At 46.0% G+C, this 16,152-nt stretch carries 15 protein-coding genes; all 15 read left to right on the top strand.

Features of this window, described 5'->3' with window-relative positions; translation table 11 throughout:
• The first annotated feature begins 313 nt into the window (after window positions 1-313).
• The 15 genes from BLHYD_RS00735 to BLHYD_RS00805 all read left to right on the top strand — a co-directional run bounded on the left by BLHYD_RS00735 (window position 314) and on the right by BLHYD_RS00805 (window position 15,899).
• Window positions 314-1,507, top strand: a complete 1,194-nt coding sequence (locus tag BLHYD_RS00735; protein WP_005947766.1) for an SAM-dependent methyltransferase — start codon at window positions 314-316, stop codon at window positions 1,505-1,507.
• A gap of 204 nt (window positions 1,508-1,711) precedes the next feature.
• Complete coding sequence (gene sdaAB, locus BLHYD_RS00740; protein WP_005947768.1) at window positions 1,712-2,380, top strand: L-serine ammonia-lyase, iron-sulfur-dependent subunit beta; 669 nt, start codon at window positions 1,712-1,714, stop codon at window positions 2,378-2,380.
• 1 nt (window position 2,381) lies between these two features.
• Window positions 2,382-3,251 (top strand): L-serine ammonia-lyase, iron-sulfur-dependent, subunit alpha, encoded by an 870-nt coding sequence (gene sdaAA, locus BLHYD_RS00745; RefSeq protein WP_040350471.1) that lies wholly within the window; start codon window positions 2,382-2,384, stop codon window positions 3,249-3,251.
• 165 nt (window positions 3,252-3,416) lie between these two features.
• The gene (locus BLHYD_RS00750; protein WP_005947772.1) at window positions 3,417-4,769 is read left to right on the top strand and encodes a sugar transferase; all 1,353 of its coding nucleotides are present in this window, start codon (window positions 3,417-3,419) and stop codon (window positions 4,767-4,769) included.
• 13 nt (window positions 4,770-4,782) lie between these two features.
• Window positions 4,783-5,607 carry a glycosyltransferase gene (locus tag BLHYD_RS00755; RefSeq protein ID WP_148391206.1) on the top strand — a complete coding sequence of 275 codons (825 nt, stop codon included), beginning with the start codon at window positions 4,783-4,785 and terminating at the stop codon, window positions 5,605-5,607.
• Window positions 5,608-5,623: 16 nt separating this feature from the next.
• Window positions 5,624-6,823 (top strand): CDP-glycerol glycerophosphotransferase family protein, encoded by a 1,200-nt coding sequence (locus BLHYD_RS00760; RefSeq protein ID WP_005947776.1) that lies wholly within the window; start codon window positions 5,624-5,626, stop codon window positions 6,821-6,823.
• On the top strand, window positions 6,820-7,653 hold the full coding sequence (locus BLHYD_RS00765; protein ID WP_005947778.1) for a 6-hydroxymethylpterin diphosphokinase MptE-like protein: 834 nt from the start codon (window positions 6,820-6,822) through the stop codon (window positions 7,651-7,653). The genes BLHYD_RS00760 and BLHYD_RS00765 overlap by 4 nt, the downstream gene beginning before the upstream one ends.
• A 45-nt stretch (window positions 7,654-7,698) precedes the next feature.
• Entirely contained in the window at window positions 7,699-8,088 is a 390-nt protein-coding gene (gene tagD, locus BLHYD_RS00770; protein ID WP_005947780.1) for a glycerol-3-phosphate cytidylyltransferase, read from the top strand.
• Window positions 8,089-8,099: 11 nt separating this feature from the next.
• The gene (locus BLHYD_RS00775) at window positions 8,100-8,879 is read left to right on the top strand and encodes an ABC transporter permease (protein WP_005947782.1); all 780 of its coding nucleotides are present in this window, start codon (window positions 8,100-8,102) and stop codon (window positions 8,877-8,879) included.
• A 1-nt stretch (window position 8,880) separates the two neighbouring features.
• Complete coding sequence (locus BLHYD_RS00780) at window positions 8,881-9,615, top strand: ABC transporter ATP-binding protein (protein ID WP_005947784.1); 735 nt, start codon at window positions 8,881-8,883, stop codon at window positions 9,613-9,615.
• 12 nt (window positions 9,616-9,627) lie between these two features.
• Entirely contained in the window at window positions 9,628-10,899 is a 1,272-nt protein-coding gene (locus tag BLHYD_RS00785) for a CDP-glycerol glycerophosphotransferase family protein (RefSeq protein WP_005947786.1), read from the top strand.
• The gene (locus BLHYD_RS00790) at window positions 10,896-11,627 is read left to right on the top strand and encodes a 3-deoxy-manno-octulosonate cytidylyltransferase (protein WP_005947788.1); all 732 of its coding nucleotides are present in this window, start codon (window positions 10,896-10,898) and stop codon (window positions 11,625-11,627) included. Before BLHYD_RS00785 ends, BLHYD_RS00790 begins: the two co-directional genes overlap by 4 nt.
• A 19-nt stretch (window positions 11,628-11,646) precedes the next feature.
• A complete protein-coding gene (locus tag BLHYD_RS00795) occupies window positions 11,647-13,233 on the top strand; it encodes an aldolase catalytic domain-containing protein (RefSeq protein ID WP_005947789.1) in 1,587 nt (528 codons plus the stop codon).
• A gap of 2 nt (window positions 13,234-13,235) precedes the next feature.
• Window positions 13,236-13,742 carry a KdsC family phosphatase gene (locus BLHYD_RS00800; RefSeq protein WP_242648387.1) on the top strand — a complete coding sequence of 169 codons (507 nt, stop codon included), beginning with the start codon at window positions 13,236-13,238 and terminating at the stop codon, window positions 13,740-13,742.
• Between the two features lie 93 nt (window positions 13,743-13,835).
• Complete coding sequence (locus tag BLHYD_RS00805; RefSeq protein WP_040350472.1) at window positions 13,836-15,899, top strand: hypothetical protein; 2,064 nt, start codon at window positions 13,836-13,838, stop codon at window positions 15,897-15,899.
• Window positions 15,900-16,152 lie beyond the last annotated feature (253 nt).

Genomic DNA, 16,152 nt, shown 5'->3' on the forward strand with positions numbered 1-16,152 from the left:
CCTGATATTTGATATAAAAAGTGTTTTTGTGTGTTCTCTAGTTCCCATATTAGGGGATATCAAAATAATAAAATAATTTTCTGGCAATGGCAACCATTGAAAACGGAAGGAAGGTTTTTTATAATGAAGAATAGGGGGAGTTGACAAAATCTGAGAGCAGTGTATAATGCAAAATTATATCATACCATATGAATTCAGCAGATATAAAATACGAAAGAGAAACGGGCAAGCCTTGATTAAGGGAATCTTGTCCGTTTTTTGTAAGGAGAATAGTTTATCACGATGAAGCGAAAAAGTTATTGGATTTCATTTTATGAAATCGGCTTTGTTTTATGAAAGGAGTGGAAACTTGAACCAATTTATCGAGAACTATTTAGAAAATATTATTCCAGTGCCGTTTGAAATTGAGACAAGTGAAGGAATTAGCAGGCTAGGCGAGGGAGTTCCTAGGTTTACTGTGACAATCAAAAAGATGCCGAGTAAAAAAGAGTTGATGACCAGTACCTCCCTGACTCTAGGGGAAGCCTATATGAGGGGAGACCTGGAGGTAGACCGGGATTTGTATGAGGTGTTGGATTTGTTTATGGGTAAGATGGATAAGTTTACCACAGATAAAAATGCGCTAAAAAGTATCATCAAGACTTCCATGAGCAAGAAAAATCAAAGAAGAGAAGTGCGCTCCCACTATGATATTGGAAATGATTTTTATGAGCTTTGGCTGGACGAGACGCTGAGCTATTCCTGTGGATATTTTAAGACAGAGGAAGACACACTGTATCAGGCTCAGATCAATAAAGTAGACCACATTTTAGAGAAGCTTCATTTGGAAAAAGGAATGAGACTGCTAGATATTGGATGTGGTTGGGGCTTTCTCCTGAAGAGAGCGGCTAAAAAGTATGGTGTCCATGGAGTAGGAATTACTTTAAGTGAGGAGCAGAAGAAAAAATTTCAGGAAGATATCGTAAGAGAAGGAATGACAGACCTTTTGGAGGTACGACTCCTGGACTATAGAGAGCTGGAAAAATCAGGAATGGAATTTGACCGAGTAGTCAGTGTGGGAATGATAGAACATGTCGAGAGAGGCAATTATGAACGGTTTATGAGGAATGTGGATGCTGTCTTGACCCCGGGGGGATTGTTTTTGCTTCATTATATCAGTGCTCTTAGGGAGAACCCGGGGGATGCCTGGATTAGAAAATATATTTTTCCAGGCGGTACGATACCGAGTCTCCGGGAAATTATCAATATCCTGCCGGATTATAATTTTTATACTTTGGATGTGGAGAGCCTTAGGAGGCACTATAACAAAACATTGCTCTGTTGGAGAGAAAACTTTAGGAAATGTAAAGACAAGGTGGCAGCGGATAAGGGAGAAGACTTTGCTAGAATGTGGGAATTGTACTTGGCGTCCTGCGCAGCGACCTTTCGCAATGGGATCATTGATTTGCACCAGATTTTAATCTCCAAGGGAGTAAATAATGACCTTCCCATGCTGAGAGTTGTATAAAAAAAGACCGAGGGCAGCGATGAAAAGCTGTCCCCGGTCCTTTTTATGTAATAGGAAAGAGCTTGCCCCACTTTCAGAAGAAATTCAATGTCAGCGGGCGAAAGATTCGTTCGCCTTCTTAACAAATCAACGTTTTTATTTTAGAATGAAGGCAGCAGTTTTTGCAAAAACTAACACATAGATAAGAGACAGAGGAGACATGCTATGAATATCTTTGACATTTTAGGGCCTGTGATGGTAGGGCCGTCCAGCTCGCACACTGCCGGAGCGGTGAGAATTGGACTGATTACTCGCAGACTTTTGTCACAGAAGCCTGTGAGTGCGGAAATTTTGCTGTACGGTTCTTTTGCTGCGACAGGAGAAGGACATGGAACAGATCGGGCGCTGGTGGCAGGACTTCTGGGAATGCAGCCGGATGATATGAGAATTCCGGACAGCTTTGAGCTGGCCAGAAAGGAAGGGCTGGAATTTGTGTTTGGGCAGACGGACTTGAAGGATGCCCACCCGAACAGTGTGGTGCTGTCTGTGAGGGGAGAGAACGGGCGGGAACTGTCTGTGCAGGCCAGCTCTCTGGGCGGCGGTAGAATTATGGTCAATAAGCTGGATGGAATTGATGTAAACTGTAGCTGTGAGATGCCGACTCTGATCGTTCATAATCTGGACCAACCGGGGCATGTCTGTGAGGTGACTTCTATGTTGGCCCATAAATCTGTAAACATAGCCAATATGTCACTGTACAGGGACCGCAGAGGAGGCAGGGCTGTCATGGTGATAGAGACTGACCAACCGATACCAGAGGAAGCAGTTCGATGGCTGGAACATTTGGAGGGAGTTCTGAAGGTTACTTATATTAATGCACAGGAGGGGAGATAAGATGGCGTTTCAATCATTTCAGGAGATATTAAAGCTGTGTGAGAAGGAGAACTGGGAGTTCTGGGAGGCTGTAGCTAGAGACGATCAAAATGAACGCGGTGTGCCGCCAGACGAAGCTTTTGAGAAAATGAGAAGAATGTGGAGGGTTATGGTGGAGTCCTCGGAAAACTATGACAGCGAAAGGAGGTCCAACAGTGGCCTTGTGGGAGGAGATGGCGGCAGGATGTTCCGATATGCACAGGACCGAGAACCTCTGAGCGGATATTTTATGGGAGAAGTGATCGCCCAGGCTCTGTGTATGGGAGAATCCAATGCGTGTATGCGAAGAATTGTCGCAGCCCCGACAGCGGGTGCCTGCGGAGTGTTGCCGGCGGTGCTGATACCTCTCTGGAAGAAGGAAGAGCTCCCGGAGGAAGAGATTGTACGTGCACTGTATACGGCAGCAGGAATCGGTCAGGTGATCGCAGCGAGAGCTTATATTGCCGGAGCGTCCGGTGGGTGCCAGGCAGAGATTGGAACAGCCAGTGCTATGGCGGCAGGAGCGCTGGTACAGCTGCGTGGCGGTGATGGTGTCCAGATTACTCATGCGGCGGCTATGGCCTTAAAAAACCTGTTGGGTCTGGTATGTGATCCGGTGGCAGGACTGGTGGAAGTTCCTTGTGTGAAACGAAATGTGGCAGGGGCAGTGAATGCTCTGGCAGCGGCAGACATGTCCCTGGCGGGAATTGTGAGTCAGATTCCGCCGGATCAGGTGGTGGACGCGATGAAAGAGGTGGGAGACGCTATGGATTCCAGTCTGAAAGAGACTGGAAAGGGCGGGTTGGCTGCTACGCCCCGTGGAAAATCTGTGAAAATATCCTGTAGAATTTGAAAAAAATTGTTAGAAATGGCAGGATTCGGTCATGTTTTATAAAATCGTCTGGACGATCAAAGGGCTTTAAGTTATAATGTGTAAGATGATACTGGGATTTTATGTGCATGAACCGTGGTAGAGACCGCAGTGTCATGAGGGAAAAATTTTTTCGAGGGAAGTCGAATGAGTAAAAGGGAATATTATAAAAGAACGGTAATCTTCTTGCTGGCGAGCTTGGTGATCATTGCCCAGGCGTTGGTTTTTGCTTACCTTTGGTATAACTATTACAGAGAACTGATCTATAAACCTTTTTGGAGACGTGGAAACTGGGTGTTGGTAGGCTTGTATGCTCTGATCGACGTAATGTTTTCAAAGCTTTACGGTGGGCTGCGTGTAGGATATCTGAAAAGAATTGACGTAGTCTATTCGCTGACTCTGGCCACGATTTGTACGAATATTGTGGTGTACTTTCAGATTACGCTGATTAACCGATGGTTTTTGTCTCCAACGCCGCTGCTGCTGGGTACTTTGGTGGAATTTGTAATCATTGTGGTGTGGGCTTTTGGATCCCAGTATGTCTATTCGCGATTATACCGTGCGAGAAAGCTGCTGGTCATCTACGGAGACCGAAAACCGGATGAGCTGATACAGAAGATGAATTCCAGAAAGGATAAGTACAATGTCAGCGGGAAAGTTCATGTCAACGAGGGCGAGCGAAAAATCTACCGGATGATGAGGGATTACGAGGGAGTGATTATCTGGGATTTGCCTTCTCAGATTCGCAATAGATATTTGAAATATTGTTTTGCCCACTCGATACGCTGTTATGTGACTCCGAAGATTTCAGATGTGATTTTAAATGGTACAGACCGTATTCACCTGTTTGACACCCCTCTGCTGATGTCCAGGAATATGGGGCTATCGGCGGAGCAAAGATTCATCAAAAGAGCTATGGATTTGGTGATTTCTTCCGTGGCCATTGTGGTCTTCTCTCCTCTTATGCTGCTGATCGCGCTGTGTGTAAAGGTCTATGACGGAGGTCCGGTGTTCTACAGGCAGGAGCGCTTGACTTTCATGGGAAAGACTTTTATGATTTATAAATTCCGAAGCATGTGCGTGGATTCGGAGAAGAATGGAGCCAGACTGGCGTCGAAACATGATTCGAGAATTACACCTGTGGGAAAAGTCCTCAGAAACCTGCATTTGGATGAGCTGCCCCAGTTGTTTAATGTCTTTTTAGGAGAGATGTCGCTGGTGGGACCGCGTCCGGAGCGTAAGGTGATTATGCATGAGTATCAAAGGGAGATACCTGAGTTTTACTATAGATTGAAAGTGAAGGCGGGTCTTACTGGCTATGCACAGGTCTACGGAAAATATAACACGACGCCCTATGATAAGCTGAAACTGGATTTGTTCTATATAGAAAACTATTCATTGCTGTTGGATATCAAGCTTTTATTTATGACTGTAAAAATATTCTTTCAGAAGGAAGTGTCTGAGGGAGTGGATGACGACCAGAAAAATGCATTGAAATAGAGGAGGAAGAATCGTGACGGAGACAGAACGGTATTCTGCCCTGATGTCGGTATATGATAAAGAAAAACCAGAATATCTGAAAGCCAGTATTCAGAGTATGCTGGACCAGACAGCGCCGCCGGCGGATTTTGTAATTGTCTGCGACGGACCGCTGTCCCCGGAGCTGACAGAAGTTCTGGAAAAATTCCGGGCAGAGAGGCCGCAGCTGTTTCAAATCGTGCCGTTGGAGAAAAACGGAGGGCTGGGGCCGGCTCTGAATGAGGGAATGAAGTATTGCAAATATTCTCTGATTGCCAGGATGGACAGTGACGATATCAGTATGCCAAAACGCTGTGAAAAACAGTTGGCCTGCATGGAGGATGGTGATTATGCTCTTGTGGGAGGCACTGTTTATGAATTTGACGGGGAGGTCACGAATATTGTAGCCGTGAGAAAATGTCCGGAGAGACATGAGGAAATCAGGCATCAGGCCCGGCGGAGAAATCCATTTAACCACCCGCTGATGATGTATCGAAAAGAAGCGGTAGAAAAAGCCGGCGGATATCAGCACATGCCTTTGTTTGAGGACTATGATCTCTGGGCGAGAATGCTGAAGCTGGGATACAGAGGCTATAACATTCAAGAGCCGCTGCTCTATATGAGAGCTGGAAACAGAATGTATGCCCGCCGTGGTGGTTTTTCCTATGCGAAAAAGGCACTCAGATTTCGCTGGAAGTTGAAGAAAATGGGGATTTCTACCATGGGAGACTTTTTCGTGGCGGGACTGGGACAAGCTGTGATCTGCATATTGCCCAATTGGGCCAGACAGAGATTTTACAGGAAGGTTCTTCGGTCTTAGAAAGGAAGATGATAAGATGGTCAAGGGAAAATGGAAGCGAAAACTATACTTTGGAGGAGGACAACTTCTATCCGTTCTCAGCAAGTTGATTCCAAAAGATTCCAGGCGTATCTGCTTTTTTTGTAAATCCGGACTGGATGATAACAGCGAAGCTCTTTTTACCTATTTAAAGAAGCGAGGTTATCAGAAAAAGTACCGAATTTATTGCGTGGTGGACCATCCGGACCAGTATAGACAGTTAGAAGAGGAAAATGTTTTTATGATCTCGGTGAAGGGCTGCTTGTGGCAGCTTTTTCGCTCGCGCTATCTCTTCTGTCATGGAGAAATGCTGGCGATTATGCCTACGAAGAAGCAGATTTCTGTAAACTATTGGCATGGAACGCCACTGAAAAAGATCAATGGAATGCTGGATAAACTGGGAAATTACCGATATGATTTTTTTACTTACATCACAGCTGCGGCTCCGATGTTTCAGCCGGTTTTTGTCCAAGCTTTTGGGTGCAGGCAGGACCAAGTGCTGTTGTGCGGCCATCCGAGGAATGACTATCTCTTTCAGACGGAAGAAGGGTTGAAGCAATTGGGAATTGATTCTGCGGAGTATGAGAAGATTTTTCTGTGGATGCCAACTTATCGAAAATCCAGAGACGGATATATCCAGGATACGGAGGAGTCCTGTGAGGAAATCGGCGGCCTGCCGCTGTTTGCGGATGTGGAGGAGCTAGGGGAGCTAAACCGTTTCTTGGAGCGCCAGAATTGTCTTTTGATTTTGAAAATGCATCCGGCCCAGGATTTGAGCAGACTGAATCCAAAGATACGGCAGTATCGGCGCATCTGTTTTTTGACCAATGAAGATATGAGAAGACGTCAGGTCCCTCTGTACTCATTGGTGAAAGAGGCAGACGCCCTGATTACGGACTATTCCTCGGTTTACTTTGATTACCTGCTGTTAGACCGTCCGATAGGGTTTGTGCTCGAGGACTTGGAATCCTATGAGGGACACCGGGGCTTCGTAGTACCGAATCCGCTGGATTACATGCCGGGAGAGAAAATCTATTGCAAGGAAGAGCTGTTGGATTTTTTCAGAAAGGTGGTAAACGAAGAGGACAATTTCAAAGAAGAGCGTAAAAAAATCTGTGACCAGGTGAACTATTATCAGGATGGAAATAACTGTGCGCGTCTCCTGGAGTTGATTCATTTGGAGGTAGATCATTCATGAATGAAAAAATGAGAAAGGCTGTGAAGCCTGTCTATAATGCGGGAAAACAGATCTGGTATGGGACGACGGGCTTTTTCTACGGACATGGAATGTTTCTCAATGAAAATTTTCGGCGTCTGGCTGGCTATCAGAATCTTCACAAAGGCGAGAGATGTTTTTTGATTGGAACGGGGCCGAGTCTGAGGGCCGAGGACCTGGATATGATAAAGGATGAGTATGCCATAGGATGTAACATGCTCTACAAGCTCTACGACAAAACTGTATGGAGACCGACCTACTACTGCATGACGGACCGTGTCTACGCGAAGCATCAGAGCCAGGAGATGGTCAGATATGTCGACGTACCGATTTTCACACCCCGGTCTACCTATCAGAGAATGACGGGAAAATCCAAAAATATCATCTATGTGAATGATATTTATGACTATGAGACTTACAAAATCCGAGGGAAAATGTTGTCTTACTGCTGGCTGAAAGCGAGCGTCATGCTGTTTATGATGGAGCTGGCAGTCTATATGGGATTTTCTGAGATTTATCTGCTGGGTGTGGACTGTACGAATACTTACACGGCCAACGGCCATTTTATCAAGGACTACATGAAAGAAGACACAAAGAAGGCGGAAGACCAGAGGATTAAGAGAGATTTGAAAAAGAAGCAGCTCACGCCGGAAGAGATGGGACTTCACAATTATCGCCGCTCAATTGAAGCCTATGAGGTGGTGCATAAGTTTACGCAGTCCTGCGGTGTGAAGATCTATAATGCCACAAGAGGCGGCGATCTGGAAGTATTCCCAAGAGTCACCCTGGAAAACTTAGAGGGGATATGTTAAGATGAGTATAATGTGTGAAGAATATGAGAAATGAGGAGAATATTGATGAAAAAAGTAATCACATACGGAACTTTTGATTTACTTCACTATGGTCATGTGAACCTGCTTCAGAGAGCGAAGGCTCTGGGAGATTACCTAGTAGTGGCTCTGTCCACAGACGAATTTAACTGGAATCAGAAGCAGAAGAAATGTTATTTTTCCTATGAGGAACGCAAGCGTCTGTTGGAGGCAATCCGCTATGTGGACCTGGTAATCCCGGAGGAATCCTGGGAGCAGAAAGCCAGCGATGTCCAGGAATATCATATCGACACCTTTGTGATGGGGAATGACTGGGAAGGAAAATTCGACTTCCTGAAGGAGTACTGCGATGTGGTCTATCTGCCGAGGACACCGGAGATCTCCACGACACAGATAAAGAAAGATCTGAAAAAATAAGGAGACCAAGGATGAGATTTAAGAATGATTTGCAGAAATATTGGAAGTATACGCAGTACGCGGCAAAATCTCAACTGAAATCAGAGGTTGCCAGCTCTTACCTGAACTGGCTTTGGTGGATTTTGGACCCACTGCTGTTCATGCTGGTCTATACATTTATTGCGTTGATTGTGTTCAAGAAATCTGTGGAATATTTTCCGGTGTTTGTGTTTATAGGTTTAACTTGTTGGAATTTCTTCAACAAATGCGTTCTGGGAAGCGTGAAGGTAGTGAAAAACAATCGTCAGATTGTGACGAAGGTGTACATTCCCAAATTTCTGCTGGTAGTGCAGAAAATGCTGGTGAATGGTTTTAAGATGGTGATTTCTTTTGGCCTGGTTATCATTATGATGGTCATTTACCAGGTGCCTGTCACCTGGAAAATTTTGTACTTTTTTCCGTTGATGCTGGTATTGGTGCTGCTTACCTTTGGAATCAGCAATATTATGCTGCACTTTGGTGTATTTGTGGACGATCTGCAAAATGTGATGACGGTGGTGCTGCGTCTGATTTTCTACATGTCCGGTATCTTTTATTCCATTGGACAGACGGTGCCGGAGCCGTATCAGACAATTTTGCTGAAATGTAATCCGATGGCGTTTATTATGGATTCTCTACGCCGTTGTATGCTGTACTCTCAGCTTCCGGGACGGAAAATGCTGATTATCTGGGGAGTGATTGGTTTGATACTCTCGGTGATATCGGTAAAATTGGTCTATAAATACGAAAACAGCTATGTAAAGGTGATTTAGTATGGAGACAAAAAATGCGATTGACGTGAAAGACTTAAAGATCAGTTACCGGTGCTTAAAGTCTTTCTCGATTAAAAGAAGTCTGTTAAAATTAAAAAAATCCGAGGTGGAGGTCTTTGAGGCGGTAAAAGGCGTGAGTTTCTCAGTTCCTGAAGGGGAAATTATGGGAATTGTCGGCAAGAATGGCAGTGGAAAATCCACAATGCTGCGGGCAATCGCCGGTATTTTTTCACCGGATTCCGGGGAGATTGATCTTCACGGACATTCCGTCTCCCTGTTGTCCATCGGAGTAGGGTTTCAAAAAGCTTTGACTGGCCGGGAGAATATTGTCCTGTCGGGGATGCTGCTGGGATTTTCAGAAGAGCAGGTTCGGGCTAAGATGGACGAGATCATTAAATTTGCAGAGTTGGGGCGTTTTATTGATATGCCGGTCCGCACGTATTCCAGCGGAATGTATTCCAAGCTAGCATTTTCCATTACAGCAGTGTTGGAATCCGACATCATGCTGATTGACGAAGTGCTCAGCGTGGGTGACGTGAAGTTTAAGAAAAAGAGTTACAATAAGATGAAACAGTTGATTTCCAACAAAGACCGGACGGTTATCATTGTTTCTCACAGTTCCGAGACACTGAAAAAGCTGTGTACTAGTTTGATGTGGCTGCACGAAGGTGAGATTAAGATGATTGGTGAGACGGGTAAAGTGTTGGATGCCTATGAAGAATTTATGGCAAAGTAAAGGAGAGACAAAATGTCTGGAAATTCCTGGGCGAGAGAAAAACTGAAAGGGTTTTCTACAAAATGTCCTGGTCTGCTTAGGTTCTACAGGCGATCCAGAGAAGATGTGAAGAGAAAACAGTTTGCCACTCTTCAGAGAGAAAATCCGGTGGATGAAAAGCTGGTTGTGTTTGAGTCCTTCTGGGGAAAATCTTACAATTGCAGTCCCAAGGCGATCTATGAGGGAATGCTGAGGGATAAACGTTATGACGACTATCATTTTATCTGGTCTTTTCAAGATACGCAGGCTCATCGCCAGCTCTTGGAGAACCCCAGGACCCGGTTGGTCCAGAGAAACTCCAAAGAATATGAGATGGCCTTTGCAAAAGCTAAGATTTGGATATATAACATGTCGGTCCCTGAGTACATGGAACCGAGTAAGAACCAAATTTATGTGGAGACCTGGCATGGAACTCCACTGAAAAGAGTGGGCTGTGATATTATATATGAGAGCGACTGTCGCAGAAGTCGTCAGGAGACCATTGCGGCATTTGAGAAGAAGGGGGCGAAGGTGGATTATCTGTTGTCTCCTTCTGTGTTTTATGACGAGGTGATCACGTCGGCTTTTGGGTTGAAAAAAAGTGGAAATGAGGCTGCCGTGGTTCCTACGGGTTATCCTAGAAACGACTATCTGTATCATTACAGTCTGGATGATCTGAGGCAGATCAAGGAGAGGCTGGAAATTCCGGAGAATAAGAAGACACTCCTGTACACTCCTACCTGGCGGGAGAACCAATATCAGAGCCAGGGTGGGTTTGCCAGCCATATGGAGATAGATCTAAATGAGCTGTTTCGGATTTTGGGAAACGATTATGTGCTGCTGTACCGGGCTCACCATCATATTAGCACTTATGACTGGAAACAGGAGTGGGAGGGCCGGGTGATCGACGTGACAGGCGTGGAGGATGTCAATGAACTGTACATCATTAGCGATATGCTGATTACGGACTATTCCAGCACGATGTTCGATTACGGGAACCTGGGAAGGCCGATGATTTTCTATATGTATGATTTGGAAGAGTACCGGGAAAAACTCAGAGGATTTTACTTTGATGTGGAGGAGCTGCCGGGGCCTATTGTAAAGACTACGCAGGAGCTAGCCCAGGCTATTTTGAAGCTGCGCGAAACCTTCGTATACGATGAAAAGTACCAGAGATTTCAAAAGAAGTTTAATACCTATGAAGACGGCGACGCTACCCAAAGGACGCTGGACCTTCTGCTTAGAGGAAAGGATGGGAATCAATGAGAGTAGTTGGAGTTATCCCGGCCAGATATGGGTCTACCAGGTTGCCGGGCAAACCGTTGAAAGAGATCTGTGGAAAGCCGATGTTGGTCTGGGTCTATGAACGAGTCAGGCAGGCGAAAAGGCTGGACGCGGTCTATGTGGCCACAGACGATGAGCGGATAGAAGGAATGTGCCGGGAGTACAGGATTCCCGTGGTTATGACTAGCCCATCGCATCCTACTGGTGCGAATCGGCTCCAAGAAGTCTCCGAGACAGTGAAGGCAGATTTTTACGTTCAGCTCAACGGGGATGAACCACTGCTGGATCCTTCATTGGTGGACGCTGCGGTGCCGGAGAGTGTGGAGTTAAAAGAAGCGTTTGGGACCAATATTATCACGAGGATGCATAGTCCTTCAGAGGTCATGGACCCTGCCAACATTAAAGTAGTGTTCGACGAAAGCTTCAAGGCACTGTATATGTCCAGAACACCGATCCCTTATCCGTTTAAGAGTATTGAATTTGAGTACTATAAGCATGTGGGAATTTTGGGATATAATAAAAAAATGCTGGATTTTTACCGGGATTCCGTTCCAGGGCGGTTTGAAAAAATAGAGGGAATCGACACGCTGCGTTTTATCGACTACGGAAAGAAATTGCAGTTTATAGAAGTGGAACACTGCCGCACGCTGTCTGTGGATACGGAAAAAGACTTGGAGAGGGTGCGAAGGATTATGGAAAATACATTGTGAGAAAAAGGAGGGAACCAAGATGCCAGGAATTCAGACTTTAGACTGTACGCTGCGTGACGGAGGCTATCTCAACGACTGGGAGTTCGGTTATAAGATGATCTGTCAGACAGTCCGCCAGCTGATTGCCTCGAACGTGGACTATGTGGAACTGGGTTTTTTGAGAAATGAAGACTATCAGCCGGACCGAACGGTGTTCAGGCATGTGAAGGATGCCTATCACATACTCCCGAAGGACTGTAAAAACACAAGATTTACCTTGATGTCCCTGCACAACAAATACGACATCAGCCAGCTAGAAGACTATGACGGAGGGCCGATTCAGCGTATCCGCGTGACTTTTCATGACTATGATGTGGAAGAAGGTCTCGAGTACTGTCGCAAGGTCATGGAAAAGGGATATGAGGTGGCTTGTAATCCCATCAATATTATGGGGTATTCTGATGGGGAGCTGCTAGAAATTCTCAGAAAAGTCAATGAGATTCATCCCACGGTATTTTCTATCGTAGATACCTTTGGCTCCATGAAGAGAAACGATCTGATTCGGCTGTACTCGCTGTGTGAGAACAATCTGAGCAAGGATATCACCATCGGTTTGCATCTGCATGAGAATCTATCTCTGTCCTATTCTCTTGCCCAGGAATTTTTGAATATTAAGAGTTACAGCCGAAACTGTGTGATCGATGGTTCTCTGCTGGGAATGGGGAGAGTGCCGGGGAATTTGTGCATCGAGCTGATTTTGGACTATCTCAACAATAATTACGCGAAGACTTATAACATTGATCCGATTTTGGATGCCATCGACGACTACATTGTGCCGATCAAGAGGTTGGAGCCGTGGGGATACAGTACGGCCTACTCTTTGTCCGCAAAATATAATCTGCACAGAAACTACGCGGAATTTCTGCTGAACAAGGGCAAGCTGAAAGCAAAGGACATCAATCATATTTTGGCGTCCATTGAAGACTGTAAAAAGACGGCCTTTGACGAGGCCTATGTGGAAGAACTCTATTATCACTATCAGGATTGTGCAGTGGATGATGCTCAGGCGAGAGCCGCATTTTCTCAGAAGCTGAAAGGCCGGGAGATCCTGATTCTGGCTCCAGGAGGTTCTTTGGAGAGGGAAGAGGCGAGAATTCAGGCTTATATTGAGGAGAAGTCTCCGGTTGTGATCACCGCGAATTTTAAGAGTGAGCTTTACCGGGCGGATTATTTGTTCTTCAGCAATGTCAAGCGCTATGAAGAATATGTGAACGGGCCGATGGAAGAAGAAATCCTGGTGACCTCCAATCTCAAGGAAGGGGCAAAGGAGGCGGCCGGGGTGTTCAATTACCACGATTTAACTTATGATGAGAACGGAGTGTTTGACAACTGTACCGTTATGCTTTTGCGCCTGCTGAAGCAGATTGGGATTGAGAGGGTTCACCTGGCTGGGTTCGATGGGTATGAGGAAAAACCGACGGATTATGTCAGCAGTATCCTGGACTATCAGGAGAGACGCAAGGGAGCTGCCCATACGAATCAGCTCATTCGCACTCTTCTGTCTCCGATCAGGAGTCAGATGAACTTAGAGTTTCTGACGCCGTCTAAGTATGAGAAAGAAGAATGAGCATGAAAGAGATAAAGTTGATTATTTTGGATGTAGATGGTACTATGACAGATGGCGGGGTCTATATTGACAATCGCCGTATTGAGACAAAGAAATTCAGTATCAAGGATGGATGCGGCATTGTGCTGGCACATGCGATGGGACTGGAATTTATGATACTCACAGGCAGAGAGAGCAATTGCGTGCTGCAGAGGGCGGAAGAGTTGAAGATTCGCCATGTTTACCAGAATGTGGGAAATAAGATTTCTTTTTTGAAGAGTTACATGGAAGAAAATGGATTAGAGGCGGACCAGCTGGCCTACATCGGAGATGATTTGAATGATTTGTATGCGATGCGCCTTGCAGGAACTGCCGTTTGTCCTCAGGACGCCGCAAAAGAGATAAAAGCTCAATGTGACTACGTGCTGAACGCGCGAGGAGGAGAAGGCGTGGTACGTGAGTTCGTGGAGCTTTTGCTGAAATCCAGAGGACAGTGGGAAACCGCCATAGAGAGAGCTTTTGGTGAATAATCGTTTGAGGGGATGTAACTGAAGAGTGAAAGGGGCGCGGACGGGAAGGGAGTGGCCAAAACCGCGCCAGAGTATGAATCAATAGGGGAGTCTATGGAAAAATTACAAAAATTGCGCAGGGGCGTGACGGCGCTTCTGTCACTGTTGATATTGATCATAAGTATATTTGAGACAGCTACTGTAAATGCAGGGATTAAAGAAGCAGACGTATTTTTGGATTCCAACTGGACTTATGCAGGGGAGAGTACTCCGTTTGCTGATGGAGGATGGCTACAGGCGATCTGTGACACGGAAAATTACATAATCGGAGTGGAAAATGCTTCCAATACCAATTCCGACCCGGATACCCTGGTTGCGTTTTATAAGAACGATTACGATGAAAATGGAAATCCTGTTCAGCAGTTCAGTTACGCAAAGCATGTGACACAGATGGACTATGAGCACTGTAATGGGATGACCTACGACCCAGTGGATAAACGGATTTTGATAGCAGGCGGAAAGGCCCTGAACAAAGAAAATACAGGTTGTATTTTCATCGTGGACAGTGAAACTCTAGGATACATTGAAAAAGTCAAGATCGCGGAGAAGGGAAGGGTCTCGGCGGTGGACTACTGGGAGAAAAATGACCAGTTTGTCTTTCTGATTGGAGTCACTCAGACTTCTTTTAAGTTTGTAATCACGGACCGGGATTTCAATGTCTTGGATGAGTTCGCGGGGGTGGACTCCTCGGCGGGCAATACGTTTCAGGACTTCTGTATCTCAGGAGACTATATCATTAGTATCCCTTTCATGAAGAGAACTGCTGAGGATGATACGCTTCAGGTGTACTCTTTAACAGAGCAGCGTCTGGTCGGCACCTATGGCTTGTGGTTGGAAGGGGAAGAAACCTATGTGGAGCCGGAGTCGATCTGTGAGATAGCGCCGGGCAAGCTGCTGATCGGAAGTATGCAAAAGGACCCTAACCGAGTCGTCTTCTACACGACACAGGTGGCCGCCGCGTTCAGTGTGAGGACCGATGTGGCGAACGGTACTGTCACCGACAGTCAGCAGGTGCTGGACCAGGGAACAGATTTCACAGTGGGCTATGAGCCGAATGAAAACTATGAACTGAGAAAGATTTACGTGGACGGCGAGAAGCAGAATATCTTAGAGTATCCCACAGAGTATACGTTCTCGAACCTTCAGGACGACCATGAGATTGATATCGTTTACACTGAGATACCGAAATTTCCAGTGGTCGCAAAAGCTCAGGGAGGCAGAGTGAAAGCGGCTGAACCTTATGTGAGACGGGGAAAGGACGTGAGTGTATGGATTAAGCCTTACGAACACTACGAGCTGGACTGGCTAATGGTTGACGGAGAAATCGTGGAGTTAGAAGACGGGGCAAAAAAATACACCTTTGAGAAGTGTCAGGGGCCGCCAAAGCTTTATGCTTACTTTAAAGAGAAACCTGTCTTTGAGATGAAGGCCGAGGTGCTGGGCGGTCAGATGCAGGTGGAATCCAAGAGTGTATACCGGGATGACGATTACACTGTGAGGTATCAGCCGAATGAGAATTACGAATTCGCCCATCTGTATATTGATGGAAAAGAAGTGACGGATTTGACGAATGAGCAGAAGGAAAGCTATACGTTTTCCAATGTACAGGAGAGTCACAGCATTCGTGTGGAATACCGTTGGAAATATCTTCCGTACGTTCTTGGAGGAATCGGAGTGATTCTTCTGGTGATCTTGATCTTTGCCTATATCCGTTTTCTGCGCTGGTTGAAGAGAAGAAGAGTTTCCAGGCAGAGAGAAGCGCAGAAGAAGGATTTTCCGGTCCAGGAGGGAAGTGCCGAACCGGAGAAACTGGCCGATACACTATCTCAGGAAGAACTTCAGGAGGTCTTAGGAGAGCTGGAAACTCTCTCCAAAGAACTGACCCAGGAGATTGAGTCGGCGGATGGCGAGGTTACCAGTGAGGAAAATATAAATACTGGAGCTCAGACGGAGCCGTCAGAAGAAGAGAATGCGGATGTAGAACAGGAGTCAGAGAGAAAAGAGGCTGCCGAGGAACCAGCGGAGGAAGAGAGTGCTGAGAAAATACGGGAGCTGGAGAAAGAGAAGGCTGGTGAGTTGGAACAGGTGTCTGACACGGAGAGAGGACAGAAGAGCTAGGCGAAAGCGTAACAGTTCAGCCTTTCGGCTTCACTGTCACAAATGTATGCACACAGACTGCGAGAATCGCAGTCTGGCACCTGCTGTCCTCGGGATCCCGCTGCAAATGCAGCGTGACGCCTCGCGGAATAGTGACAGGCTGAACTGTTACGCGAAAGCCGCATATATAGGGGAAAAGACTTGACTTTTCATGCCGCCTGTGATATAGTGAACAGGCGACATGGAAGTAGGTCTTTTTTTTATGCCTAAAATC

Source organism: Blautia hydrogenotrophica DSM 10507 (genome assembly GCF_034356035.1).
GTDB classification, from domain to species: domain Bacteria; phylum Bacillota; class Clostridia; order Lachnospirales; family Lachnospiraceae; genus Blautia_A; species Blautia_A hydrogenotrophica.

Excerpts from the sequence above, each read along its gene's own strand:
- BLHYD_RS00735 (WP_005947766.1), top strand. The coding sequence starts at position 314 with ATGAAATCGGCTTTGTTTTATGAAAGGAGTGGAAACTTGAACCAATTT.
- sdaAB (WP_005947768.1), top strand. The coding sequence starts at position 1,712 with ATGAATATCTTTGACATTTTAGGGCCTGTGATGGTAGGGCCGTCCAGC.
- sdaAA (WP_040350471.1), top strand. The coding sequence starts at position 2,382 with ATGGCGTTTCAATCATTTCAGGAGATATTAAAGCTGTGTGAGAAGGAG.
- BLHYD_RS00750 (WP_005947772.1), top strand. The coding sequence starts at position 3,417 with ATGAGTAAAAGGGAATATTATAAAAGAACGGTAATCTTCTTGCTGGCG.
- BLHYD_RS00760 (WP_005947776.1), top strand. The coding sequence starts at position 5,624 with ATGGTCAAGGGAAAATGGAAGCGAAAACTATACTTTGGAGGAGGACAA.
- BLHYD_RS00765 (WP_005947778.1), top strand. The coding sequence starts at position 6,820 with ATGAATGAAAAAATGAGAAAGGCTGTGAAGCCTGTCTATAATGCGGGA.
- tagD (WP_005947780.1), top strand. The coding sequence starts at position 7,699 with ATGAAAAAAGTAATCACATACGGAACTTTTGATTTACTTCACTATGGT.
- BLHYD_RS00775 (WP_005947782.1), top strand. The coding sequence starts at position 8,100 with ATGAGATTTAAGAATGATTTGCAGAAATATTGGAAGTATACGCAGTAC.
- BLHYD_RS00780 (WP_005947784.1), top strand. The coding sequence starts at position 8,881 with ATGGAGACAAAAAATGCGATTGACGTGAAAGACTTAAAGATCAGTTAC.
- BLHYD_RS00785 (WP_005947786.1), top strand. The coding sequence starts at position 9,628 with ATGTCTGGAAATTCCTGGGCGAGAGAAAAACTGAAAGGGTTTTCTACA.
- BLHYD_RS00790 (WP_005947788.1), top strand. The coding sequence starts at position 10,896 with ATGAGAGTAGTTGGAGTTATCCCGGCCAGATATGGGTCTACCAGGTTG.
- BLHYD_RS00795 (WP_005947789.1), top strand. The coding sequence starts at position 11,647 with ATGCCAGGAATTCAGACTTTAGACTGTACGCTGCGTGACGGAGGCTAT.
- BLHYD_RS00800 (WP_242648387.1), top strand. The coding sequence starts at position 13,236 with ATGAAAGAGATAAAGTTGATTATTTTGGATGTAGATGGTACTATGACA.
- BLHYD_RS00805 (WP_040350472.1), top strand. The coding sequence starts at position 13,836 with ATGGAAAAATTACAAAAATTGCGCAGGGGCGTGACGGCGCTTCTGTCA.